Genomic DNA, 24,469 nt, shown 5'->3' with positions numbered 1-24,469 from the left:
AAAACTGGCACAATTGGGGCGGTCGACGTCATATTGAACCAATACTGCCATGGCAGAAAATTGAGTGACCAGATACAGCGGCGCATGCGTTAGCTAAAGGGTGTGGTTTGGCCACACCGCACAGCGGCTTGCGGCGCAGCAGTGCACGCAACCATGAGAGGCCGCGCCGGTATTGCAGGTGGCGTCACGTCGAAGCTGCCTGTGATCTCGGGGAAATGCGCCAGCCCGTAGGAGATGATGGACAATTGCACCCCGCAGCGGCGTGCTGTGAAACAACTGGACATCGCCGATAACCAGCCAATTCAGCGCCTTGATCTGGCGTACGCGGATTACCGCAAGGACCAGCGCAGACCCAGCCGCAGCCATGGTGTTTGCCGCGGCGCGCAGCATGGCCGGTCCTCAACCTTCGGGGCCGGAACCAAACATCGTCAACGTGTCGAGCATCCATTCCCCTTTTCGGACGCTGATGAATTTATGCCGTCCACAAAATCGGGCGTAAGGCAAAAGCTGCACCTTGTTTTATTAACTGTAAATCCTATACAAAATGTATACTTTATCTGACGGAACGTCATCAAAAGGAACTGACATGACATTGTTGCCTGATATCGAAGCCTTGTGTGCAGCTATGACAGAGGTTCGACGCGATCTTCATGCTCACCCCGAACTGTCGCTGGAAGAGGCGCGCACCGCCGATGTTGTCGCGCGTCATCTGGAAGAAAGCGGGTTGGAGGTGACCCGTGGCATCGGTGGCCATGGGGTCGTGGGCACCCTGCGGCGCGGTGGAAATCGCCCGGCGGTCATGTTCCGCGCCGATATGGATGCGCTCGCCATCGAGGAAGCTTCGGGGGTGGCGCATGCCTCGCGCAATGCCGGGGTTATGCACGCCTGCGGTCACGACGGGCACACCGCCATGCTGCTAGGGGCTGCGCGGGCTTTGGCGGATGATGCGTCAGTCACGCGCGACATCCATTTCGTGTTTCAACCCGCAGAAGAACGCTATTGCGGCGCACGGCGCATGATCGACGACGGGCTGCTGACGCGCTTTCCCTGCGGCATGGCCTTTGGTCTGCACAATGCGCCGGGGTTGCCCGTGGGCACCTTTGCGACGCGCACCGGCCCGATGATGGCGGCCTCGGGGATATTCTCCGTGGTGTTCACCGGAACGGGCGGGCACGGCGGGGCCCGACCGCATCTGGCCGCCGATCTGACCCTGGCACTGGCCGAATTCACAATCGGATTGCAAACCGTGATCCGGCGCGGTTTCTCGCCGCTTGACCCGATCGTGCTTACACTGGGGTCGGTGCAGGGTGGGAACGAGAATGCGTCGAACGTGATGCCGGCTCGGGTCAAGGCGACCGGGACGATGCGTTGCTTTACCCAGGAAAGCTGCGATCTGATTGATACCGCGCTGAACGATCTGGCGGCACGGATTGCGCTGGTCAACGGCTGTGACGTCAAGCTGGACGCGGAATGGGAAGCCCGCCCGCTGGTCACCGATGCCGAGGCCACCGAGATCGCCCGCACCGCTGTCGGCACTCTGGGGCGCGATCTGAACGAAGCGCCGATGACCACGGGGGCCGAGGATTTCTCGGATCTGACACAGGCCTTGCCCAGCTCGTTCATGCTGATCGGAAATGGTGTCGAAAAAGGCGCAGGTGGCGATGCGCTGCACGCGCCGACCTATGATTTTAACGACAAGGCCATCCCGTACGGCATTGCCTATTGGACCGCACTGGCGTGGCAGGTGTCACAGGGCTGATGCAAGATCCTGCGCGACATGCCCGCACAAGGTCAGGGCCTGTCGCGCGTCTTTCAGATGTTGCGACATTTGCAAAAAGCCGTGCGGCATCCCCGGTGCCACATCCAGTCGCACACGATGATCCAGCCCCGCCAGCCTTCGCCACAGTGCCAGACTGTCCGACAGCAGCGGGTCAAGCGCAGCGGCCAGGATGTGAACCGGCGGCAGGGCCGATAAAGCTGTATCATCGGCCTGCAACGGCGCGGCCAGAGGGTCCGTGCGGCGGGCCGGATCGGGCAGATACCAATCGGTGTAACGTCCAAGCTTGTCAGACGTGAAGCCGGGAAAATCCGCAAAGCGCAGGTGCGAGGCGCGTTGCTGGCCCGGCGCGAACATGCCGTAGTACAGCAGCAATCCCGCAGCGGCGGTCTGCCGTTCCAGCAGCAGGGTTGCGATGGCAAGGTTGGCCCCGGCTGAATCGCCCCCAACCAGCACCGGGCCTGCGGTGCAGCCGGTGACTTCGGGGTGTCGGGCGAGGGTCAGATAGACGCTGGCCACATCATGCAGCCCTGCGGGAAACGGGTCTTCGGGCGCTTTGCGGTAGTCGGGCAGGACGACGGACATTCGGGCCGCTTGTGCCAGACAGCGCCCGGCGTGTTCGTCCGTTTCTGGCGCACCAAAGGCAAAGCCACCCCCGGGGATCATCAGGATCGCGCCCGGCGCGGCATTTTCCGGGGTTACCACCACCACACGGCAAGGGGCCGCGTTGGTGCGGGCCGGGGGCACCACATATTCGCGGCGCTGCATCGGCGGCAGGTCCGTGTTCCAGACCTGCGCACGCTGGGCGGCCAAGGCACGCCCTTCGGCGGCAGGCAATGTGGTTGGATCGACCTGCGGGCCTGAACGGCCCAGCTTAGCCGTCAGTTCAAGCAGGCTGGCGGCGGGCGTGTTCGGAATGTCCAGCGGTTGTTCTTCACGCCCCAGGTCCAGCCAGCGGGGCAGGGCATGGGACCAGGCTGGAAGCCGCGGAGTGTGCGAGGGCATTTTAGTGCGCAATCATGATGTGCCGGATCGCGGTGTAATCTTCGAGCGCGTGCAGGGACATATCCCGCCCGTATCCTGACGCCTTCAGCCCGCCGTGGGGCATTTCGTTGACCAGCATAAAGTGGGTGTTCACCCAAGTGCAGCCGAACCGCAGCCCTTTCGACACCCGCATCGCCCGCGAAACGTCGCGGGTCCAGACCGACGAGGCAAGGCCGTAGTCGGTGTCGTTCGCCCAGTCCATCGCCTGTGCCTCGTCATCGAAACGCACGATGGTGACCACCGGGCCAAACACTTCCTTGCGCACGATCTCGTCGTCTTGGGTGACATTGGCGATCAGTGTCGGCTGATAGTAATTGCCACCACCATCGGCCACTGCGCCACCGCACAGCACGTCAACGCCGTCACGCGCACGGGCACGCTGGACAAATCCGTCAACACGGTCGCGTTGTTTTGCCGTGATCAGCGGCGGAATTTCGTTGTCTGCATCATCGGCGCAATCATAGCGCAGGGTTTTGACCGCATCCGCCAGCTTTTGCGCGAATGCATCATGTATCCCGCTTTGCACATAGACGCGGCAGGCTGCGGTACAGTCCTGACCCGCGTTGTAAAAGCCGAAATTGCGGATTGCATCGACCGCCGCATCCATATCCGCATCGTCAAAGACCAGTACGGGCGCTTTGCCACCCAGCTCAAGGTGCGTGCGTTTGATCGTGGTCGCGGCGGCATTCAGCACGGCCTTGCCGGTGCCCACGTCGCCGGTCAGCGAAATCATGTCGACCTGCGGGTGTCCGATCAGCGCAGCCCCCACGCCGGGGCCGTCACCGGTCACGATACTCAGCACGCCCTTGGGCAGGATGTCGGCCACCAGCGTGGCAAAGCGCAACGCGGTCAGCGGCGTGTGTTCGGCAGGTTTCAGCACCACGGTGTTGCCTGCCGCAAGGCTTGGCGCCAGCTTCCATGCCAGCATCATCAGCGGATAGTTCCACGGGGCAATTGCCGCAACCACACCCACCGGATCGCGGCGCACGAACGATGTGTGGCCCGCCAGGTATTCGCCCGCCAGCGGGCCTGTCATCGACCGGATGGCCCCCGCGAAAAACCGGAAGCAATCAGCGGCCGCCGGGATTTCATCTCCCAGCACACAATGAAACGGCTTGCCACAGTTCAGCGCCTCAAGCCCTGCCAGCGTGTCGCCGTCCGCTTCGATCCGGTCGGCGATTTGCAGCAGCACGGTGGCGCGTTCGGATGGCGTCGTTTCGGACCAGGCCGGAAAGGCACGCCGTGCCGCCATCACAGCCGCGTCGATCTGGTCGGTGCTGGCCGATGGCACGGTTGCAATGCCCGCACCGGTGCGCGGATTGATCAGCTTGATCGCGTCGCCACGTCCGGCGGCAAAGCTGCCATCAATAAAGTTTGCGGTTTCCATTCGACTCTCCTGAAGGGTTGGCAGCTAGGGCGTGGTGATCTGTCCCAACACTTGCGCATGGCGGCTTTCGGTGATGTTTCCGCCGCACAGCACGGCAAGCGGGCGTGGCATGTCCTGGGTCTGCGACAGCTTTTGCCATCCTGCGACGGCCAGCGCGGCAGCCCCTTCGACCCGCTGTCCGCAGTCGGCCATCAGGTGCTTCATCGCGGTGGCGATTTGGTTTTCTGAGCAGGTGACAGCACTGGTCAGACAGTCCAGTGACAAGGGTATGGTGATACTGTCGGGGTCAATGTCGCCCGCCACGGCACTGGCAAGGGTCGGCTCATGGGCGCGCAGGGCGGCGGGCACCTTGCGCCAGTACAGCGGGGCAGAGTTCTGCGGAAAACAGGCGTGCAGCCGGATGTCAGGCCGCAAATGCTGCAACACCACGGCCAGCGCCGAAAACAATCCGCCGCCACCGACCGAGACAAACACATCCGTGACATGGGGGTGATCGCGGACGATCTCTGCCGCAATCGTGGCATGGCCCAGCAACACGCCAAGGTGGTTGTAGGGGGAAACATAGGTGGCCCCGTCGCGCGCGGCGAGGTTTGCGGCATGACGCTCGGCGCCCAGACAATCCGCGCCGTGGACAATCGTGCGCGTCGCAATCTGGCGCACCACTTCGTATTTGGACAGCGACACGTCTTCGGGCAGCACCACGGTCGCGGCCAAGCCATAGCGCGCTGCGGCATAGGCGACAGCCAGCCCGTGATTGCCGGACGAGGCGGTGAAAACCTCGGCCTTCACCGCCGGCAGAACACCGGGAATGCCCTGTACTGTCGTCATGGCACCACGCACTTTGAACGATCCGGTCGGCAGAAGGTTTTCCAGCTTCAGCAACAGCGGCCCCGCACCGTTGATCGTAGCAGTGATGGTGGTCGAGTTGCACACATCCGCAGGCAGCAAGCTGGCAGCGCGGTCATGGTCGGTGCGCAAGATGCGGGCAGCGTTCTGCGCCGAACCGTTTTGCGCGTCGGACCAGACCAGCCGGGGTGTCACAGCCCGCTTCCCAGATCATTGGACTTGTCGCGGGCCGGGCGCATCGCCTTGTACAGCGTCGCCCGCGAAATCCCAAGCAGTTGCGAAACATAGGTGGGCGAGTTGCGAATGCTGAACGCGCCGTCGGCATCCAGCACCTGAATCATTTCGGTGCGCTCGTCGCGGGTCATCGCCTCGAGCGAGGTGCGCCGCTCGCGCAAGAATTCGTAGATGCGCGTGTTGATCTGCTCGCGCCAGTCGGTTTCGAACAGCACCGACGGTTGACCCGCCTTTTCCGGTATCCCGATCAGCGATTGCAACATCTCGGCTGCCGCATCAAAACGCGAGACATCAAGGTTGACGCAAAACAACCCCGTGGCAGCGCCGTTTTCGTCGCGCAGCACGGCTGTTGTCGACTTCATCCGGTGCAAGTCGCGGCTGACTTTGGGGTAGGGCCCCATCACATCCACATCAAGCGAGATGTTCTCGTCCAATGCGGTTTCTGACGGGTCGCCCACCTTACGTCCCGAGATCGGATTGACGATGTAAGCCACCGTGTCTGTTTCCAGATCGTGCAGAACCACCTCGGCGTGCGGGCTAAGCAGGGCCGCAAGGCTGTCGGCGACGGGAACGTAGTTTTTGAATATCTTTCGCATGCTCGCAATCTATCCTTGCTATACAAATTGTCAACTCTGTTCATTTAGTATACTTGCAGGGCAACGTACCTGTAGGGAGGCAGAAGACCGTCATGAGTTTTGGCAGCGACAATCGTTCCGGCGCATCGGCCGCCGTGCTGGACGCTCTGGTGCAAGAGTTCAGCCAGAATGGCGGATCGTACGGTGCGGATGCATCCACACTACGTGCGGAAACCAAGCTGCGCGAGGTGTTTGACTGCGACCTTTCTGCGTTCTTTGTCACGTCGGGGACTGCGGCGAACTGTTTGGCCTTGTCGACCCTTGGTGATCCATGGGGGGCGATCCTGTGCCATCATCAGGCGCATATTCTGCGCGATGAACTGACCGCGCCCGAGTTTCTGACTGGCGGTATGCGTCTGGTGCCTGTCGCGCCGTTTGTCGCGCGGCTTGATGCAGCTTCTGTCGCGGCCCACATCCGGGCCATGCCCGACGACAGCCCGCACAATATCCGCCCTCAGGTGTTGTCGATCGCGCAAGCCAGCGAGAACGGCCAGGTGTATTCCGTCTCCGAAGTGCAGGCGTTGTGTGATGCCGCCCGCACCGCGGGGTTACGTGTTCACATGGACGGTGCCCGCTTTGCCAATGCGGTTGCGCATCTGGGCTGCCATCCGGCGGATGTGTCGGTGCGCGCGGGCGTTGACGTGTTGTGTCTGGGGGCAACCAAGAACGGCGCTGTCGCTGCCGAGGCGGTTGTCTTTTTCGACAAACCCCTTGCCCGTGGCTTTGCCGCGCGGGTGAAACGCAGCGGCCACTTGTTGTCCAAGGGACGTCTTTTGGGCGCACAGTTTGGTGCATGGCTGGACGACGGGCATTGGCTGAACCTTGCGCGCCACGCGAACGGTCAGGCGCAGCGTCTGGCGGCGGTTCTGTCGGCAATCCAGGGCGTGCGGGTTGCCCTGCCACCACAAGCCAACGAGGTTTTTGCCGTGTTGCCCCGCGACGTCAGCGCCCAACTGACCGCTGCGGGTATCCAGTTTTCGCCGTGGTACGACGATGCGGTCCTGCCGGACAGCATTGATTCGCAATGCGAAATGCTTGCCCGTTTTGTGACCTCTTTTGCAACGACGGACGACCAGATCGAAGCGGTCGCAAAGCTGTCGGCTGATGTTGGGCCAATCAGCTAGGGCGCTGGGTGGCGACGCCCGCAAGGCGTCCGAAACCCCAGGTCTTTGGGTGCGGGGCTGTCTGAACAGGATTGAAGGCCTGAGCCTGAGCCTGAGCCTGAAAACATCAGGCCCGCATTGCAATCGTATAGGCATTTCGGATCGCGGCGTGCACGTCGCGTGATGCCACCGCATCGCCAATCAGGTGCAGCGCGCCTGCGAATTCATCCCGCGCCTTCAGGTCGTGGTATATTTCGCTAAGCGCCTGCGTGCCGCGTTCGACGATAATCTGATCCGTCTCGACGCTGTGGGTGTGGCCGCTGAATGTGTGTACGAACGTCGCCTTCAACCGCGCGCCTTCCTTTTCGACGCGCAGCAGGTCCAGATCGCCAAGGATCTTCACGCCCTGTTCGGCAAAGCGTTTCCTGAATCCTGTGCCGTCCTGATAGGGCATTTCCTGCCCCACAACCCCGTCGCTGGTGGCAAAGGTGACGTTGCTGCCTGATTTGGCAGCCAGCAGCGCACAAGAGGGCGCCGGCGCGCGGCCCGTGCCGTCGTGGATCAGCACCTCGGCGGCAGGGGGCACCGCGCCCGACAGGAAATCCCACGTATTCTGGCAGAACTCCGCGCCTTCGACCTGATCCAGATCGGGCAAGCCACCTGTCGCGACAAAGACCGTGTCGGGTTTTTCGGCCAGAACATCGTCCATGTCAGCATAGCAATTGGTGCGCACCGTGACCCCAAGCCGCGTCAATTCAGCGACACGCCAGTCGACGATGCCGATCATGTTGGCACGCTCTGGCGCGCGTGCGGCCAGACGCAACTGGCCGCCCAGTTGCGACGCCGCTTCCAGCACGACAACGCTGTGACCGCGCAGGGCCGCAACGCGCGCGGCTTCTAGCCCGGCAATTCCACCGCCCACCACGACAACGCGGCCCGGCGTTTCTGCCGGTGTGACTTTGTGCGGTATCTTCAGCTCGTTGCCGGTGGCCGCGTTGTGAATGCAGGTCGCCTTTTTATACAGGCAATAAGACGACCCGACGCAGGGGCGAATGTGGTCTTCGGTCCCGTTCATCAGATGACGCACCAGATGCGGATCAGTCAGGTGGGCGCGGGTCATGCCGACCAGATCGACAATGCCTTCACGGATCGCATGGCGGGCGGTGGCGGTGTCGCGGATGCCCCCGGCGTGGATCAGCGGCAGGGTCACTTCCTTGCGAAAATGCGCGACCGACGTCAGATAGGGCGCATCGGGCTGGAACATGCCGGGCATGTTGTCCTCGGACAGGATCAGGTCGCTGTCCATCCGCCCATAGATCGCGTCAAAGAAATCCAGCAGCCCTTCGCGCTCGAACATCTGCGCCAGCGCGATACCGTCGTCGGCGGTCAGCCCGCCGGGCGTACCTTCGTCGATGACCAGACGGATACCAACGGCAAAGTCCGGCCCCACAGCGTCGCGGATTGCTTCGTGCACCATCAGCCCGAAACGGGCGCGGTTTTCCAGCGATCCGCCAAATGCGTCGGTGCGCCGGTTGGCAAGGGGCGACATGAACTGACCGATCAAGTGGCCCCCGCACAGGGTTTCCACACCGTCCAGCCCGCCATCCTGCGCGCGTTTGGCGGCACTGGCGTAATCGGCGATCACCCGGTCGATGTCGTCACGGTCCATCTCGCGCGGAAAGCCGCGGCTGCGCACTTCGCGGATGGGCGAGGGGGCGATCACGGGGGTCCAGTCGCCGTGGAACGCATTGGCGCGACGGCCCAGATGCGAGATTTGGGTCATCACCGCGGCACCCTGATCGTGCACGCGCGTCGACAGGGCTTGCAGATAGGGAATGATGCGGTCGCTGCTGAAATCCAGTTGGCCGCCGCCCCAGCTTGAATCGCGCGACACCATGGCGCTGCCGCCGATCATCGTCATGGCCAGCCCGCCGCGCGCCTTTTCCGCGTGATAAGCCTGATAGCGATCACCGGGCATACCGCCATCGTCGTTCATCGACGCGTGGCTGGTGCTGACGATGCGGTTGCGCAGGTGCAGCTTGCCCAACGTGAAAGGGGACAAAAGCGGGTCGTTGGAGGTGGGCGCGGTCATGGCGGGATTCCTGATGTGGCACGCATCAGCATGACCGCTGGACCGCATCGCATGAAGCTTGAAAAAACAGGAAAAACCTATACGCTCAGCGTATGACCGAACTGGCCCGCCTGATCACGTCGCCCAAGTCGCTTCTGGTGTTCGAAACCGTTGCGCGGCACGGCAGCTTTACCCGCGCGGCCAAGGATTTCAACATTTCGCAGCCCTCGATCAGCCGCAACATTGCGCAGCTTGAGCAGGACATCGGCCAGCCCCTGTTCGTGCGCGGCGCGGGCGGTGCGCGTATGACCGATGCAGGGCGCCTGCTGTTTGCCGCCACCACCGAGGGGCTGGGCCGGATCACCGAGGCCGTCGAAACCCTGCGCGCGCAAGGCGGTGCAAGCGAAAGCGAGGTGGTCCTGTCGCTGTCCAACGCCTTTGTCACCAACTGGCTGGTGTCGCGGCTGGGGGCCTTGTCCGAACAGTTTCCCCAGGCGGTGCTGCGGTTCGATCTGGTGGCGGGCACGCGCAAGTCCGTGGCGGGCGAGGTGGATCTGGCAACCCTGATCACCCAGGCCGGCCCCGACGACATCGTTCTGGCCCCTGAGGTGATCGTGCCGGTGTGCAGCCCCGATTACCTGGCTTCACATGGCGGGATGCTGCCTGTGGACCCTGCACAACGCGGCGCAGGTCATACGTTTTTGCATCTGTCGGATCATCCGCGCACGATCTGGGACCCGGTTCTGGGTGCCGGAGCCATGGCGCGCGGAGATGCTGTCTGGCACGGGTTTTCCGACTATGCCGCGATCATTCAGGCGGCGACGGATGGCACCGGGGTCGCCTTGGGCTGGCTGAACGTGGTCGCAGGCAGCTTGCGCAGCGGCCGTTTGGTGCCCGCATGGCAGGGCCGCTGGATCGAAACGGGGCGCGTGGTCCGGCTGATGTCAACGCGCCCCGGGCCGATGCGCCCCATCGTGCGCGAGATTGCCGCGTGGCTGTGCGACCACATGGCCGAGGATCTGGATGCGGTCGCCCGTCTGGGCGCAGGCCCTGAAATCCTGCGTGACCGTGCGGCAGATTGTGTCAATCCAGCCCCGTATTCAGTAGAATAAACCATACACTTCAGGTCATAATGGCAGTGACACGAAGCATGTTCCTCGTGTCCGCAAAGGCGACAACAGGAAGCGTGACATGCAACCCAAAAGCGGTACCACGAACGATCAGGTGGCAAAAAGGTCTTCGGGCGGTGCAACAAGTGCCGCGCGCTATCAGGCGTTCATGTCCCGATCCATGCCCCCCGACGAAGCGCGGTTGATGTTGGACACCTACGAGGCAACGATCCGCCCCATCACGCTGGCGGATCGCCCGTTGATGCACGAACTGACAGTGGCGGTTTTCTGGCCGCATCGTGCGCATGATCTGGATGCTTTCTTGTCGTTGGGACAGGGTTATATCGCGCTGGATGAAATCGGCCGCCCCATCGGGTCGGCGATGTATTTCCCGATGGGGTCTGATTTTGCGATGTGCGGTATGATGGTGACAACGCCGCGCCTGCAAGCATTGGGTGCGGGCCGTCGGCTGTTGCGGCGTATTCTGAAAGATTGCGAAGGTCTGGACCTGCGGCTTTCTGCGACGAAATCAGGCTTTTCCCTGTATGAATCGGCAGGGTTCGAAACCGTTGGTGCCATCTGGCAGCAACAAGGTGTGGCGCGGCCCATCCATATGCCCGAACTTGCGCCGGGTTTGTCCCTGCGCCCGCTCAAGGCATCGGACCGCGCGGCAATTCACGCCTTGGACAGCCATGCCTATGGCGCGCAACGGCCCGAGGTTATGGATGCCATGGCCAGCCTTTCGACCGGTGTCGTGGTGGAACGCGATGGCGCGGTATGTGGGTTTGCCATGATGCGCCCCTTCGGCAAGGGGATCGTGATCGGGCCGGTGGTTGCCGAAGACGACCAGATGGCAATGTGCCTGTGTGCCCCGCTGATCCAGCAATGCGAGGGCCGCTTTGTCCGTCTGGACACGCCCCAACAAAGCGAACACTTCAAGGCGTTCTTGTCCGCTGCGGGAATGGGTGTCTATGACACGGTGACCGAAATGCACATAGGCGGCTTTCGACGCGCTACGGAAAATGCGCAAACCTACGGTCTGGCGTCGCATTCCCTGGGGTAGGGACCGCGGGATAGACAGGGGCGGTTGCCGCCCCCGTCGTTTCTCAGGACAGCCGGTCCTTCAGGCCGAACCACAGCCCCACCATTGGCAGAAACCAAGGTTTGCCGCTGTGCAGCGGGATACTGGGCCAGTCCAGACCGGCCAGCGGATTGGTGTCTTGCCGCCCCATTGCCATATCAGCCAGTGACTGACCGATCAGCGTCGACATCTGCGCGCCATGACCGGAATAGCCCATGCCATAGATCATTCCGTCCGCCTCGCCCGCGCGGGGAAAGCGGTCCTTGGTCATGCCGACAAGGCCGCCCCAGCAATAGTCGATCTGAACGTCGGCCAGATGCGGGAAAATCTGCGCCATGGACTGGCGCAGGATCGCGCCGGACTTGGCATCTGATTGCTGGTCCGACACCGCCGAAAACCGCGCGCGACCGCCAAAGATCAGCCGGTTGTCGGGCGACAGGCGGAAATAGTTGCCGATGTTCAGGGACGTCACACAGGTGCGGTTGCCGGGCAGGGTGGCGGCGATCTCGTCCGGGGTCAGCGGGCGGGTGGCAATGATGAAAGACCCCACCGAAATGATCCGTCGCCGGAAATAGGTCAGCGGTTTTTTCGCATAGGCCCCCGAATAGGCACCCGTCGCTGCAATGACGCGGTCGGCGGTGATCTTGCCCTTGGGCGTGGTCAGCTCCCAACGCGGGCCGCTGCGTTGGCGGTCGGTGACCGGCGCATGCTCCCAGATCAGCGCCCCGTGGCGGTGTGCGGCATCTGCCAGCCCGTTCACATAGCGCCCCATGTGCATCATCGCGGATTTCTCGTAGATCATCGCGCCATGAAAAGCGTCAGAGCCGATTTCCTGTGGCAGGTCCGCCTTGTCGACCCAGCGCGTGTCAGGGTCGACCTCGGCGTTCAGGTGTTCGAAACTGGCGCGCAGACCGGCGACATGCGACGGTTTTGACGCCAGTTTCAGCTTGCCCGAGCGGCGGAAGTTACAGTCGATGTTCTCTTCGGCGATCACATCCTCGATCATGTCGATCGACCGGTCGTATGCCTTGTAAAGCTTTTGCGCGCGGTCCGCGCCAAAGTGTGCCTTGGCCTCGCCATATCCGTGCGCCATGCCATTGTTCAGGTGGCCGCCATTGCGCCCGGACCCGCCTGCACCGATGTGATCGGCTTCCAGCAGGGCGACACTGACACCTTCACGGGCCAGTTTGCGCGCGGCATTCAGTCCGGTGAAGCCGCCGCCGATCACGGCCACATCGACGTGGCCAGTGACCGGGCCGGTTTGCGCCGCGCCAAAGGGCGCTGCGCTGTCGTGCCAGTATGACATGTACTTCATGATATGCTCCGGTCCCTTACAGGCCGACGACGGCGGCCAGCCCCGAGGCGTCCTCGATTTCTGTATACCCATAGTAAGGGTTGGCCGGCTCGTGGCCACGGTTCACCCAAACCTTGTTCTTGATGCCGATGTCATGCGCCGTCATCAGGTCATAGCGGAAACTGGACGACACGTGCAGCACATCCTCGGGACCGCAGCCCAGCATGTCGAACATATATTCGAACGCCTGCATCTGCGGCTTGTAGGCCCCTGCGCTTTCGGCCGTGTAGACATGGGCGATGGGCGCGCCCAGCTTTTCGATGTTGTGCGGGATCTGGTCGTTCATCGAATTGGTCAGCGCCACCAGCGGGATCTTGTCCGCAATCTTGGCCAGTCCGGCGGGCACATCTGCGTGCGGGCCCCATGTTGGCACACGCGTGTAAATCTCGGCGGCAACCGCGGGATCAAAGGCAACTCCGTTGCGTTTGCAGGTGCGTTCCAGTGCGTTGTGCACGATGTCGGCGTAAGGCTTCCAGGCGCCCAGCACCTCGTCCAGCCGGTAGGCCGAGAAGTCAGCGATGAATTTGTCCATCTGCTCGGGTGTCAGGGTGTCGGCATAGTGCGCGCGCGCGGCACCCGCCATGTCAAAGAAAATCATGGTGCCGTGGCAGTCAAAGGTGATGAATTTGGGGCGAAAGGTCATGTCGGTCTCCGGGCTTCTGTTCGCACCATAGTCACCCGCAATACGCCACAGCGCTTGCCGCGTTTGGGGTTTTCAAAGCACGAAATAGCGAATGTGGCACGGCGCGCGGCACGACCTGCCGCTGGGTGCGTATCTTTGGTTACGATGGTGGCGCGGGGGGTGGCAGTCTGTGGGCAGCACTGTCAAACACGCGCGTTGCGCCCATCAAGAAAGCCTGTTCATGCCCCATATCGTCGCGATTCCCAGCACTCCGGATTTTGCCCCGCGCAAGGATGTTGCCGCCCCCGAACGCCTGATCGAAGGCACCCCGTCGTTTCAAACCTGGCAGCTGGACACAGCATTGGCCGAGGCTGCCAAATGGGGCCAGATCAGAACCGGTGTGTGGGAAGCAACGCCCGGCACGACCATTTCGATCAAGGGGGACACGTTCGAGTTTTGTCATATCCTGTCAGGCCGCGTCGAGATCATCGAGGACGGGGGCGACACATTTCCCTTTGGTGCCGGTGACAGTTTTGTCATGAAGCCAGGCTTTGTCGGCAAGTGGAAGACCATCGAAACCGTGCGCAAGATCTACGTTATCGCATCCTGAGCCTGATCAATGACACTGGACCTGTCCCCCGCTGATCTGCTTGACCGTCTGGTCGGATTTCCCACTGTCGTGGGCACGCCCAACGGCGCGTTGATGGAGTTTGTCGCGGATTACCTTCGCGCGCATGACGTCCCCTTTACCTTGCTCAAGGGGCCGGAAGGTGACCGGTACAATCTGTTTGCGACCATCGGTGATGCCTCGGTGCCGGGCTATATCCTGTCAGGACATGTCGATGTCGTGCCCGCGCAGGAACCTGAATGGCAAGCCGACCCCTTTGTGATGCGGCGTGCCGACGGTCGGCTGATCGGGCGCGGGTGCTGTGACATGAAAGGCTATGTCGCGGCGGCACTGGCCGCGGTGCCTGCGCTGCAAAAGATGAACCTGTCCGCGCCGGTGCACATTGCCATGTCCTATGATGAAGAGGCCGGATGCCGTGGCGTGCCGCACATGCTGGCGGCACTGCCCGATCTGTGCGCGGCCCCCTTGGGCTGTATCGTGGGTGAACCGACGGGGCTGGTGCCGGTGCTGGCGCACAAGGGCAAGGCGGCGCTGCGGTTGCTGTCCGAAGGGCGCGCGGGCCACAGCTCGCGTCCCGATCTGGGGGCAAACGCGATCCACGGATTGCTGCCCGCGCTGTTGGCGGCCACGACGCAGGCCAAGGCGCTGGAAACCGGCCCGCAAGACCCGCGTTTCGCGCCGCCATACTCCAGCCTGCAAATCGGCACGCTCAAGGGCGGGCAGGCGATCAACATCATCCCCGAGGCTGCGCAGGCCGAAATTGAAGCGCGCGCGATTGCTGGCGTTGATCCGCAGACGCTGCTGGCGCCGGTTCTGGACGCGCTGGGCGAAGGCGTGCGTGGTGAATGGATGTCGACCTATCCGGCGCTGGCGCTGGATGCGGATCACCCGCTGGCCCACCTTGTCGCGGGCATATCGGGCAATGCGCCCCTGGGCGCTGTCAGCTTCGGCACCGAGGCGGGGTTGTTCCAACAGGCGGGCGTGCCGTCGATCATCTGCGGGCCCGGCGACATCGCCCGCGCCCACCGCCCCGAGGAATACCTGACGCAGGACGAGCTTTCGGGTGCGGTCGATATGATCCTCTCTCTGGGCCGGACCCTCGCGACCTGACCACGGGGGGGGCAGGGCGGCATATCCTGCGGCGGTGCCGCAGGGATGTGATCGAAACTGCTGCCTGCCCAATGGAACAAGACGAAACTGCCAGCCGCCTTCCGCTAGGCTAAGCCTGAACAAAACGGACCTTTCTATGACCATTGCCAAATCCGCCAGCACGGCGTTGCCCCAGACAAACATCACTTTTGCCCCCTTCACGCAGGACCATTTGGCCGACGGGCTGCGCATGTCACAAGCGGTGCAATGGCCGCACCGCGCCGAGGACTGGGCGCTGACGCTGTCGGTGTCAGAGGGCGTTGTGGCGATTGCGGACGGTCAGGTTGTGGGCACGGCGCTGTGTTCCGGCTTTGGCGCAGTGGCGACGATGAACATGATTATCGTCGATGCCGCCATGCGGGGGCGCGGTCTGGGGCGTGCGCTGATGGAGCAGGTCATTGCCCTTGGCGGTACACGCGAACTGCGGCTGGTGGCGACGGCGGATGGTTTGCCGCTGTATGAAAAGCTGGGCTTTCAGGCCACGGGGCGCATCCTGCAACATCAGGGCATAGCGCGCGCAACACCGCCCGAACTGCCCGTGACCACCGGCACGGCGGATGACATCGCGCGGCTGGCGCAGATGGACACGGCGGCGTCTGGCCTGTCGCGGGACGCGCTGCTTGCGACCATCGCCGCCGGGGGCGAGGTTCTGGTGCACCAAGACGGTTTTGCCATGGTCCGCAGCTTTGGACGCGGCAAGGTTGTTGGCCCCATCGTTGCCAAAGACGCCGCCACCGCGCGGGCGCTGATGGCCGAGGCGGCCAACCGTTGCGCGGGCCAGTTCCTGCGCGTCGACCTTGTCGAAGAAAGCGGGCTTGCCACCCACGCGCAGAACCTTGGACTGGACCATGCGGGCGGCGGTATCGCCATGCGCTGCTGTGCCCAGCCCACCGCGCCCACTGATTTCAACACCTATGCTCTTGTGTCGCAGGCACTGGGCTGATCCTTTCGGAGACTGACATGCTGACCAATTCCCTTGTCGAGCTGGACCGCCAGCACCTTGTTCACCCCGTATCGTCGTTTCGCGGCCACGAGGCGCGTGGCGTGCGCGTCCTGCAATCTGCCAAAGGGGCCACCGTCACCGACGCCGAAGGCCGCCAGTTGATCGACGGTTTTGCGGGCCTGTGGTGCGTGAACGCAGGCTATGGCCACGAAAGCGTGGTCGAGGCCGCCGCCGATCAGATGCGTCGCCTGCCTTATGCGACCGGCTATTTCGATCTGGGGTCCGAAGCGCCCATCCGTCTGGCCGCAGCATTGGCCGAACGCAGCCCGGGCGATCTGAACCACATCTATTTCACCCTTGGCGGGTCGGACGCGGTCGACAGCACGTTCCGATTTGTCCGCTATTACTGGCATTCCAAGGGCCAGCCCCAGCGCGATCAGTTCATCTCGGTCGAACAGGGCTATCACGGGTCCACCACGATGGGCGCGGGCCTGACGGCGCTGCCGGGGTTCCACGACGGCTTTGGCGTGCCTTATGCGTGGCAGCACAAGATTTCGTCGCATTACCTGTATCGCAACCCGCTGGGGGATGACCCGCAGACGGTCATCGACGCGTCGGTTGCCGAATTGCGCGCCAAAGTGGCCGCGATTGGCGAAGACAAGGTCGCCGCATTCTACGTCGAACCGATCCAGGGGTCGGGCGGCGTTCTGGTCCCGCCAAAGGGCTGGATCAAGGCAATGCGCGATGTCTGCAAGGAACTGGGCATTCTGTTCATCGCCGATGAAGTCATCACCGGCTTTGGCCGCACCGGCCCGATCTTTGCCAGCGCCGACGAGGGCATCGTGCCCGACCTGATGACCTGCGCCAAGGGTCTGACCTCGGGCTATGTGCCGATGGGGGCCGTGTTCATGTCGGATCATGTCTACGACACCATCGCCGACGGGGCAGGGGCCAAGGCCGTGGGCCACGGCTTTACCTACTCCGCCCATCCGGTTTCGGCGGCTGTCGCGCTTGAGGTACTGGCGCTGTACGAGGGCGGCCTTTTCGACAACGGCATCAAGGCCGGTGCGCGCCTGATGGCGGGGCTGGAGAGCCTGCGCGATCACCCGTTGGTGGGCGACGTGCGCGGACGCGGCATGCTGGCGGCGGTAGAGCTGGTGACCGACAAGGACAAGAAAACCGCGTTGCCTGCCGCCGTCCAGCCCGCCACGCGGCTGTTCGACCGCGCATGGGATCAGGGCCTGATCGTGCGGTCGTTCGCCCAGGGCATCTTTGGCTACGCGCCGCCGCTGTGCTGCACCGACGGCGAGATCGACGCGATTGTCGAACGCACCCGCACCGTGTTGGACCTGACGCTGGAAGATCCTGAAATTCGCGCGGCGATGCGCTGATGGCGCTGCTGTTTCTGTCCACGCCCGAACGGGCCGCCGTCTGGGGGCCGATGTTTCAAGAGGCCGGTGAGCCGTTTGTCGTGGGCGAGGACGCGGTGACCGATCCGGCGGCAATCACACATCTGATGTGCTGGCTGCCGCCAAAAGATCTGGGGCGCTATCCCAACCTCAAGGTCGTCATCGGCGCAGGGGCGGGCGTGGACCACATGCCAAAAATGCCCGACGGCGTGACTTTGGTGCGCGCGCTGGCACCTGGCATCGACCAGATGGTGCGCGACTGGGTGGTGATGGCCACGCTGATGTTGCACCGCGAGATGCCGACCTATGTGCAACAAGCCCGCGCCGGGCAATGGAAAGGCCACGCGGTCCCGCGCGCACGTGGCACCCGTGTCGGTATCATGGGGACGGGCCGGATTGGCGCGTTGGCTGCGCGAACATTGTCGGACATGGAGTTCGATGTGGTTGGCTGGTCGCGATCCGGCCGGCCGGTCGACGGGATCAAGGTCTTTGCCTCTGACGGGCTGGATGACTTTCTGGCGCAGTCCGACATTCTGATCTGCCTGCTGCCGTTGACGGACGAAACACGCGGCATCCTGAACACCGATCTGTTCGCCAAGCTGCCTCGCGGGGCGTGTCTGGTTCATGCAGGGCGCGGCGCGCAACTGGATATGGACGCGCTGAAGCAGGCTTTGGAGGATGGCCGTCTGACCTCGGCAATGCTGGATGTGACCAACCCCGAACCCTTGCCGGACAGCCATTGGGCGTGGCGCGATCCGCGCGTTTTTATCACGCCGCATATCGCCGCAAACACGGACCACGCAGAGGGCGCACGTCATGCGCTGGACGTGGTGCGCGCCAGCCGCGAGAACGCGGAATTGCCCGGTCAGGTCGATCAGGATCGCGGGTATTAAGGGGAAAATGGCAGATCGTTGGGAAATACCGCTGTTTTCCCGAATACAGTATAATCTGCCGTGCCCCTGCCCATATTCGGCGTTTTTAGGACCCTGTTTCAGGCGAACCTGAGGATGGAAAACTTGAACAACAGTTCAGAAACGCTGCCCCTGAAGACCGCGATCCGCGTCTTTGCACACAGGAATTCAGAGATGACAACGACCCTTGATGTGAAACCCCTGACTGAATTCGCCTACGTCAGCTTTGACGTGGTCGGTACGCTGATCGACTTTGAAGGGGCGATCAAAGGCGGTCTTGCCGACATCGCAGCGAAAGAGGGCATTGACCTGAACGGCGAGGCGGCGCTGGCCGTGTACCGCGACGCACGCTACGAACCTGACGCGGGTCTGTTCCCCGATGACCTGGGCCGCTGCTATGGCCGTATTGCAAATGCGTTTGGCCTGCCCGACACCCCGGAATACCGCCAGTACATGATCGACGCCGTGGGCGAGGCCGTTCCGTTTCCCGACAGCGTCGAGGCGATGGCGCGGCTCAAGGCGCGCTACAAGCTGATTGCGATGACCAATGCACGGCGCTGGGCGTTTGATAAATATGCCGCCAAATTGGGCAATCCGTTCTGGGCCGGTTTCACCACCGACGACACCGGCACGGAAAAGCCGGACCGGGCCTATTTCCAAAAGGTATTTGCCCATGTCGAGCGTGATGGCGGCTGCAAGGACGACATTCTGCACACGGCGCAAAGCCAGTACCACGACATCGGAATCTCGCGCGCGCTGGGCATGACCAACGCCTGGATTCAGCGACGCCATGCCCAGGACGGATACGGCGGCACCATCGCGCCCAAAGAGTTTACCGAACCGGATTACCATTTTCACGCGTTGATCGAACTGGCCCAAGCGGCCGACGATGCATTCAGTGCGTGATCTCAGCGGCCTGAGGCGACGACAAGATCGCTAGGGTTAAAACTTTAACAACACCAGGGAAATTAGAAATGACCAAAACACCCACAAACTGGACCAGCCGCGATGATGCTGCGGTCGAACACATGATCCGCCGCGGTGCATCGCGCCGCGAGCTGCTGAAAATGCTGATGGCGTCAGGTGTGGCCGTGGCCGCCGGTGGGACGCTTCTGACCCATGCGACGTCTGCTGTTGCTGCTACGCCCGTCACTGGTGGCACGCTGAAAGCCGCAGGCTGGTCGTCGTCCACCGCCGACACGCTGGACCCCGCCAAGGCGACACTGTCCACCGACTATGTCCGCTGCTGCGCCTACTACAACCGCCTGACCTTCCTGGGCGGTGACGGCAACGTGCAGATGGAGCTGGCCGAGAGCATCGAATCTGACGATGCTCAGACCTGGGAAATCAAGCTGAAGTCCGGTGTGCAGTTCCACGACGGCAAAACCCTCAGCGCGGATGACGTCGTGTACTCGATGAACCGTCACCTTGACCCAGCCGTCGGCTCCAAGGCGAACTCGCTGGCCAAGCAGATGGTCGAGATCAACAAGATCGACGACCTGACGGTCAAGATCGTTCTGGCCGAACCGAACGCCGACTTGCCCACCATCCTGTCGCTGCACCACTTCATGATCGTGGCAGATGGCACCACCGATTTCACCACAGCCAACGGCACCGGCGCATTCAAAAGCGAAGTGTTTGAACCCGGCGTGCGGTCCATCGGTGTGCGCAACGACAACTATTTCAAGTCCCAGGGCGCCTATCTGGACAGCTTTGAGTTCTTTGCGATCCCCGACAACAACGCACGCGTGAATGCCCTGCTTTCCGGCGACATCCAGCTTGCGGCGGCGGTCAACCCGCGGTCGTTGCGGATGCTCGAAGGCAATGATGCGGTGCGCACCAGCATCTCGACCGCTGGTAACTATACCAACCTGAACATCCGTCTGGACGTCGCACCCGGCGAGCAGATGGATTTCGTCGAAGGCATGAAATCGCTGATCAACCGTGAAGCGATCCAGAAATCGGTTCTGCGTGGTCTGGCGGAAATCGGCAACGACCAACCCGTGTCGTCGGCCAACCGCTATCACAACCCCAACCTGGCACCGCGTGACTTTGACCCTGAAAAGGCCAAGTTCCACTTTGAAAAAGCGGGCCTTCTGGGTGTCGAAATTCCGATGGTTGCGTCTGATGCAGCCGGGTCTTCGGTCGACATGGCGACTGTGGTCCAGCAAGCCGGGTCGGAAATCGGCATGAACCTGAAGGTCGACCGCGTGCCGTCCGATGGCTACTGGTCGAACTACTGGCTGAAGTCGCCCGTCCACTTCGGCAACATCAACCCGCGTCCGACACCGGACATCCTGTTCTCGCTGCTGTACGCATCCGAGGCACCGTGGAACGAAAGCCACTACAAGTCCGAGAAATTCGACAAGATGATGATCGAAGCGCGCGGCGCATTGGACGAAGACAAGCGGACCGCGATGTATTGGGAAATGCAGGAAATGGTTGCCAACGAAGCAGGCACGATCATTCCGACGTATATCTCGAACGTCGATGCCGTCACCACCAAGCTGGGCGGCCTCGAAGCCAACCCGCTGGGCGGAATGATGGGCTATGCCTTTGCCGAGTATGTCTGGCTGGACGCCTGATCGCTTAGCACTGTACACTGGGGTCGCGCGGACACCGCGCGGCCCTTCAGACGTTTTTCAACCGATACGAGGTGCCTTTTGACCCGATCACTCTTGCCATACATCCTCGTCACACAAAGACTTGGGATCGCGTTTCTGACGTTGATCATCGTGTCTTTTGCAGTGTTTTTTGCAACGGCAATGTTGCCCGGTGATGTGGCCGAGATATTGCTGGGTCAGGCGGCCACACCCGAAGCTGTCGCAGGTCTGCGCGAGGCAATGGGGCTGAACGAACCGGCGCTGTCGCGTTTCGTGCATTGGCTGTTGGGTCTGGCCCAGGGCGATATGGGCACGTCCTATGTCAACAACATGGAAGTCGCCGAGCTGATCGGCGGGCGTCTGCTGAATTCGCTGCGGCTGGCCGGTGTCGTGACACTGGTGTCGGTGCCGATTGCGCTGACCTTGGGAATTTGCGCCGCCATGTGGCGCGGTTCGATCTTCGACCGCGTGGTGTCGTTGCTGACAATCTCTGTTGTGTCGGTGCCCGAATTCATGGTGGCCACGCTGGCAGTGCTGATCTTTGCCGTGTGGCTGGGCTGGTTGCCCGCGCTGAGCTATGGCGTCGATCTGGACAGTTGGTCGGCCATGCTGCGGGCCTATGCGATGCCGGTGATCTCGTTGTCGATGGTGGTTTCGGCGCAGATGATCCGCATGACGCGCGCCGCCGTGATCGAAACGATCAACACACCCTATGTCGAAATGGCGCTGCTCAAGGGCGCGTCGCTGCCACGGATGGTGCTGCGCCATGCGCTGCCCAACGCGTTGGGACCGATCGCCAATGCTGTGGCCCTGTCGCTGAGCTATCTGGTGGGCGGTGTGATCATCGTCGAGACAATTTTTAACTATCCCGGAGTTGCCAAGCTGATGGTCGATGCGGTGTCCACCCGCGACCTGCCGCTGATCCAGTCCTGCGCCATGATCTTTTGCGTCAGCTACCTGACGCTGATCACGCTGGCCGACCTGATTGCAATTCTGTCGAACCCGAGGCTTCGTTGATCATGACCGATACTGTGTCTTCCGCAACATCCGACGACACCACCCCCGAAGGCGCCACGTTCGTCTTTAACTGGGTGGGCCGTGTCGGTCTGGCTGTCATCGTGTTCTGGGCCGTTGTCGCCATTGCTGGCCCTTATCTGGCGCCGCATCCACCCGGCGAGATTGTCGATTGGGACTATTTCGGCCCGGTCACATCCGAATTCTGGATGGGCACCGATTATCTGGGCCGCGATATTTTTTCGCGCATCATCATGGGCGCACGCTATACCGTGGGCATTGCGCTGGCCGCTGTGACACTGGCGTGCACCATCGGTGTTCTGCTGGGCATGATCGCGGCTGTTGCCGGCGGTTGGTTCGACATGATCCTGTCGCGGCTTCTGGATGCATTCAACGGCATTCCGTCGTTGCTGTTCGGTCTGGTTGTTGTGGCGGCTGTCGGCTCGTCGATCCCGATCCTGATCCTGACCCTGACCGCGATCTACATGCCCGGGTCCTACCGCTTTGCGCGGGCGCTGGCGGTGAACGTCAACACGATGGATTTCGTCACGGTCGCCCGCGCGCGCGGCGAAGCAACCCCCTATCTGATCCTGCGCGAAATTTTCCCCAACATCCTGGGGCCGGTTCTGGCCGACCTTGGCCTGCGCTTTGTCTTTATCGTGCTGGTGCTGTCGGGCCTGTCGTTCCTGGGCCTGGGCGTTCAGCCGCCCAATGCCGACTGGGGCGCACTGGTGCGCGAGAATATCGAAGGGCTTAGCATTGGTGCACCTGCTGTGCTGTTCCCGTCGGTTGCCATCGCGTCGCTGACCATCTCGGTGAATATGTTCATCGACAACCTGCCAACCCGTATCCGCGACAGGAGCGAATGATGCCCCAGACAACCAACGATACCCCGCTTGTCAGCGTCCGCGATCTGAAGATCGGCGCGGTCACCGATGCGAACCGCAAGGTCGAGATCATCAAGGGCGTCGATTTCGACATCGCACCGGGTGAGATACTGGCGCTGATCGGGGAATCCGGCTCGGGCAAGACCACGATTGCGCTGTCGCTGATGGGGCACACGCGCCCCGGCTGTTCGATCAACGGCGGCACGATCCGCATTGGCGAAAATGACGTGACCGCGATGACCAACCGCCAGCGCGCCGGAATGCGCGGGACCGAAGTGTCCTATGTGCCGCAGTCGGCTGCGGCGGCATTCAACCCGTCGCAACGGATCATGGATCAGGTGATCGAAATCTCGACGATCCACAACCTGATGCCCAAGGCCCAGGCGCGCACCAAGGCGATCGCGCTTTTCCGCGCACTGGCGCTGCCCGACCCGGACACCATCGGGGACCGCTATCCGCACCAGGTGTCGGGCGGCCAGTTGCAAAGGCTGTCGGCGGCGATGGCGTTGATCGGCGATCCACGTCTGGTGATCTTTGACGAACCGACCACGGCGCTGGACGTGACCACCCAGATCGAAGTGCTGCGCGCGTTCAAATCCGCGATGGCCGACGGCGGCTGTGCCGGCGTTTACGTCAGCCACGATCTGGCCGTCGTGGCGCAGATTGCAGACCGTATCGTCGTGTTGCGCGGCGGCAAAGTGCAAGAGGTCGGCACGTCAGAGCAAATTCTGAACGATCCGCAGCACCCCTATACCAAAGAGCTTCTGGCCGCGTTCGAACCTGCGGGGCGCACGCCGCAAAAGGTGTCGGCAGAGGACAAAAAGACGCCCATTCTCGAAGTGTCGAACCTGTACGCAGGCTATGGCACCATCCGCAACGGCGAGCCCGCAGCCAAGATCCTCGAGAACGTGAATTTCCGGCTGGAACGGGGCCGCAATCTTGGGGTCATTGGCGAATCCGGTTCGGGAAAATCCACTCTGGCCCGCGCGGTCGCAGGCATCTTGCCGCCCTACAAAGGCAGCGTTCTGATGGATGGTCACGAATTGAAGCCCGACCTTGCAAGCCGGTCCAAAGAGGACCTGCGCCGCGCCCAGATCGTGTTTCAACTGGCCGACACCGCGCTGAACCCCGGCCATTCCATCGCCAACATCATCGGCCGCCCGCTGACGTTCTACCACGGCCTGCGCGGCAAGGCGCGTGATGCGCGTGTGATCGAACTGCTGGACATGGTCCATCTGCCCGCGAACATGCGCCACCGCTTGCCCGGCGAACTGTCGGGCGGGCAAAAGCAGCGTGTGAACCTGGCGCGTGCGCTGGCCGCCGAACCCGAACTAATCCTGTGCGACGAGATCACCTCGGCGCTGGATACCGTCGTCGCGGCAGCGATCCTTGAGTTGTTGAAAGAACTGCAAAGCGAACTGGGCTTAAGCTACATGTTCATCAGCCACGACCTGTCGACGGTCGAAGCGATCTGCGATGACGTTCTGGTGATGCACAAGGGCGTGGTCGTCGAAGCATTGCCGGCAAGCCAGATGTCCCAGCACGCCACGCACCCCTATTCGCGGCTTCTGATCTCGTCGATCCCGCAACTGGATACCGGCTGGCTGTCTTCGCTGGAACAAGACCCCGAACTGATCGCGCAATTCTCTGACCGCTAACGCG

22 protein-coding genes are annotated in these 24,469 nt (G+C 62.4%); 15 read left to right on the top strand and 7 right to left on the bottom strand.

Annotated elements, in window-relative coordinates:
- Positions 1-267: 267 nt before the first annotated feature.
- Positions 268-561 (top strand): hypothetical protein, encoded by a 294-nt coding sequence (locus tag AAC077_RS11230; protein WP_339769580.1) that lies wholly within the window; start codon positions 268-270, stop codon positions 559-561.
- A gap of 64 nt (positions 562-625) precedes the next feature.
- Positions 626-1,759: an amidohydrolase gene (locus AAC077_RS11225; protein WP_339769578.1), complete on the top strand. Its 1,134-nt coding sequence runs from the start codon at positions 626-628 to the stop codon at positions 1,757-1,759.
- On the opposite strand, the gene AAC077_RS11220 is transcribed toward AAC077_RS11225, so the two are convergent.
- The 4 genes from AAC077_RS11220 to AAC077_RS11205 are packed head-to-tail and all read right to left on the bottom strand — an operon-like array spanning position 1,748 to position 5,884.
- A complete protein-coding gene (locus tag AAC077_RS11220; RefSeq protein WP_339769576.1) occupies positions 1,748-2,782 on the bottom strand; it encodes an alpha/beta hydrolase fold domain-containing protein in 1,035 nt (344 codons plus the stop codon). The genes AAC077_RS11225 and AAC077_RS11220 overlap by 12 nt on opposite strands.
- 1 nt (position 2,783) lies before the next feature.
- Complete coding sequence (locus AAC077_RS11215; protein WP_339769574.1) at positions 2,784-4,208, bottom strand: gamma-aminobutyraldehyde dehydrogenase; 1,425 nt, start codon at positions 4,206-4,208, stop codon at positions 2,784-2,786.
- Positions 4,209-4,232: 24 nt separating this feature from the next.
- Positions 4,233-5,249, bottom strand: a complete 1,017-nt coding sequence (locus tag AAC077_RS11210; protein WP_339769572.1) for a pyridoxal-phosphate dependent enzyme — start codon at positions 5,247-5,249, stop codon at positions 4,233-4,235.
- On the bottom strand, positions 5,246-5,884 hold the full coding sequence (locus AAC077_RS11205) for a PAS domain-containing protein (RefSeq protein ID WP_339769570.1): 639 nt from the start codon (positions 5,882-5,884) through the stop codon (positions 5,246-5,248). The genes AAC077_RS11210 and AAC077_RS11205 overlap by 4 nt, the downstream gene beginning before the upstream one ends.
- A gap of 92 nt (positions 5,885-5,976) precedes the next feature.
- Here AAC077_RS11205 and AAC077_RS11200 point away from each other — a divergent pair, with 92 nt between their 5' ends.
- Positions 5,977-7,047, top strand: coding sequence for a beta-eliminating lyase-related protein (locus tag AAC077_RS11200; protein WP_339769568.1), 1,071 nt, complete (start codon positions 5,977-5,979; stop codon positions 7,045-7,047).
- A gap of 106 nt (positions 7,048-7,153) precedes the next feature.
- On the opposite strand, the gene AAC077_RS11195 is transcribed toward AAC077_RS11200, so the two are convergent.
- Positions 7,154-9,118, bottom strand: coding sequence for an FAD-dependent oxidoreductase (locus AAC077_RS11195; RefSeq protein WP_339769566.1), 1,965 nt, complete (start codon positions 9,116-9,118; stop codon positions 7,154-7,156).
- A gap of 92 nt (positions 9,119-9,210) precedes the next feature.
- Here AAC077_RS11195 and AAC077_RS11190 point away from each other — a divergent pair, with 92 nt between their 5' ends.
- Entirely contained in the window at positions 9,211-10,209 is a 999-nt protein-coding gene (locus AAC077_RS11190; protein ID WP_339769564.1) for a LysR family transcriptional regulator, read from the top strand.
- A gap of 79 nt (positions 10,210-10,288) precedes the next feature.
- Complete coding sequence (locus AAC077_RS11185) at positions 10,289-11,269, top strand: GNAT family N-acetyltransferase (RefSeq protein ID WP_339769562.1); 981 nt, start codon at positions 10,289-10,291, stop codon at positions 11,267-11,269.
- A 43-nt stretch (positions 11,270-11,312) separates the two neighbouring features.
- Here AAC077_RS11185 and AAC077_RS11180 read toward each other — a convergent pair whose 3' ends face one another.
- Complete coding sequence (locus AAC077_RS11180; RefSeq protein WP_339769560.1) at positions 11,313-12,602, bottom strand: FAD-binding oxidoreductase; 1,290 nt, start codon at positions 12,600-12,602, stop codon at positions 11,313-11,315.
- Between the two features lie 16 nt (positions 12,603-12,618).
- Positions 12,619-13,284, bottom strand: coding sequence for a haloacid dehalogenase type II (locus AAC077_RS11175; protein ID WP_339769558.1), 666 nt, complete (start codon positions 13,282-13,284; stop codon positions 12,619-12,621).
- A 220-nt stretch (positions 13,285-13,504) separates the two neighbouring features.
- On the opposite strand from AAC077_RS11175, the gene AAC077_RS11170 reads away from it, so the two are divergent.
- From AAC077_RS11170 to AAC077_RS11125, 10 genes are all read left to right on the top strand, one after another.
- Positions 13,505-13,873: a cupin domain-containing protein gene (locus tag AAC077_RS11170; protein WP_339769556.1), complete on the top strand. Its 369-nt coding sequence runs from the start codon at positions 13,505-13,507 to the stop codon at positions 13,871-13,873.
- A 9-nt stretch (positions 13,874-13,882) separates the two neighbouring features.
- Positions 13,883-15,001, top strand: a complete 1,119-nt coding sequence (gene argE, locus AAC077_RS11165; RefSeq protein WP_339769555.1) for an acetylornithine deacetylase — start codon at positions 13,883-13,885, stop codon at positions 14,999-15,001.
- 136 nt (positions 15,002-15,137) lie between these two features.
- A complete protein-coding gene (locus tag AAC077_RS11160) occupies positions 15,138-15,983 on the top strand; it encodes a GNAT family N-acetyltransferase (RefSeq protein ID WP_339769553.1) in 846 nt (281 codons plus the stop codon).
- A gap of 17 nt (positions 15,984-16,000) precedes the next feature.
- Positions 16,001-17,374: an aspartate aminotransferase family protein gene (locus tag AAC077_RS11155; protein WP_339769551.1), complete on the top strand. Its 1,374-nt coding sequence runs from the start codon at positions 16,001-16,003 to the stop codon at positions 17,372-17,374.
- Positions 17,374-18,285: a glyoxylate/hydroxypyruvate reductase A gene (locus AAC077_RS11150; protein WP_339769549.1), complete on the top strand. Its 912-nt coding sequence runs from the start codon at positions 17,374-17,376 to the stop codon at positions 18,283-18,285. The genes AAC077_RS11155 and AAC077_RS11150 overlap by 1 nt, the downstream gene beginning before the upstream one ends.
- Positions 18,286-18,477: 192 nt before the next feature.
- Positions 18,478-19,209, top strand: coding sequence for an HAD-IA family hydrolase (locus AAC077_RS11145; RefSeq protein ID WP_339769547.1), 732 nt, complete (start codon positions 18,478-18,480; stop codon positions 19,207-19,209).
- 68 nt (positions 19,210-19,277) lie between these two features.
- On the top strand, positions 19,278-20,888 hold the full coding sequence (locus tag AAC077_RS11140; RefSeq protein WP_339769545.1) for an ABC transporter substrate-binding protein: 1,611 nt from the start codon (positions 19,278-19,280) through the stop codon (positions 20,886-20,888).
- A gap of 78 nt (positions 20,889-20,966) precedes the next feature.
- Positions 20,967-21,923 (top strand): ABC transporter permease, encoded by a 957-nt coding sequence (locus AAC077_RS11135; RefSeq protein ID WP_339769543.1) that lies wholly within the window; start codon positions 20,967-20,969, stop codon positions 21,921-21,923.
- A 2-nt stretch (positions 21,924-21,925) separates the two neighbouring features.
- On the top strand, positions 21,926-22,789 hold the full coding sequence (locus tag AAC077_RS11130) for an ABC transporter permease (RefSeq protein ID WP_339769541.1): 864 nt from the start codon (positions 21,926-21,928) through the stop codon (positions 22,787-22,789).
- Complete coding sequence (locus AAC077_RS11125) at positions 22,789-24,465, top strand: ABC transporter ATP-binding protein (protein ID WP_339769539.1); 1,677 nt, start codon at positions 22,789-22,791, stop codon at positions 24,463-24,465. Before AAC077_RS11130 ends, AAC077_RS11125 begins: the two co-directional genes overlap by 1 nt.
- The last annotated feature ends 4 nt before the right edge of the window (positions 24,466-24,469 follow it).

Source organism: uncultured Pseudosulfitobacter sp. (assembly GCF_963976325.1).
Lineage (GTDB): Bacteria > Pseudomonadota > Alphaproteobacteria > Rhodobacterales > Rhodobacteraceae > Pseudosulfitobacter.
Note: the sequence above shows the minus strand (reverse complement) of the source record. Positions and strands in the feature narration are given on the sequence as shown.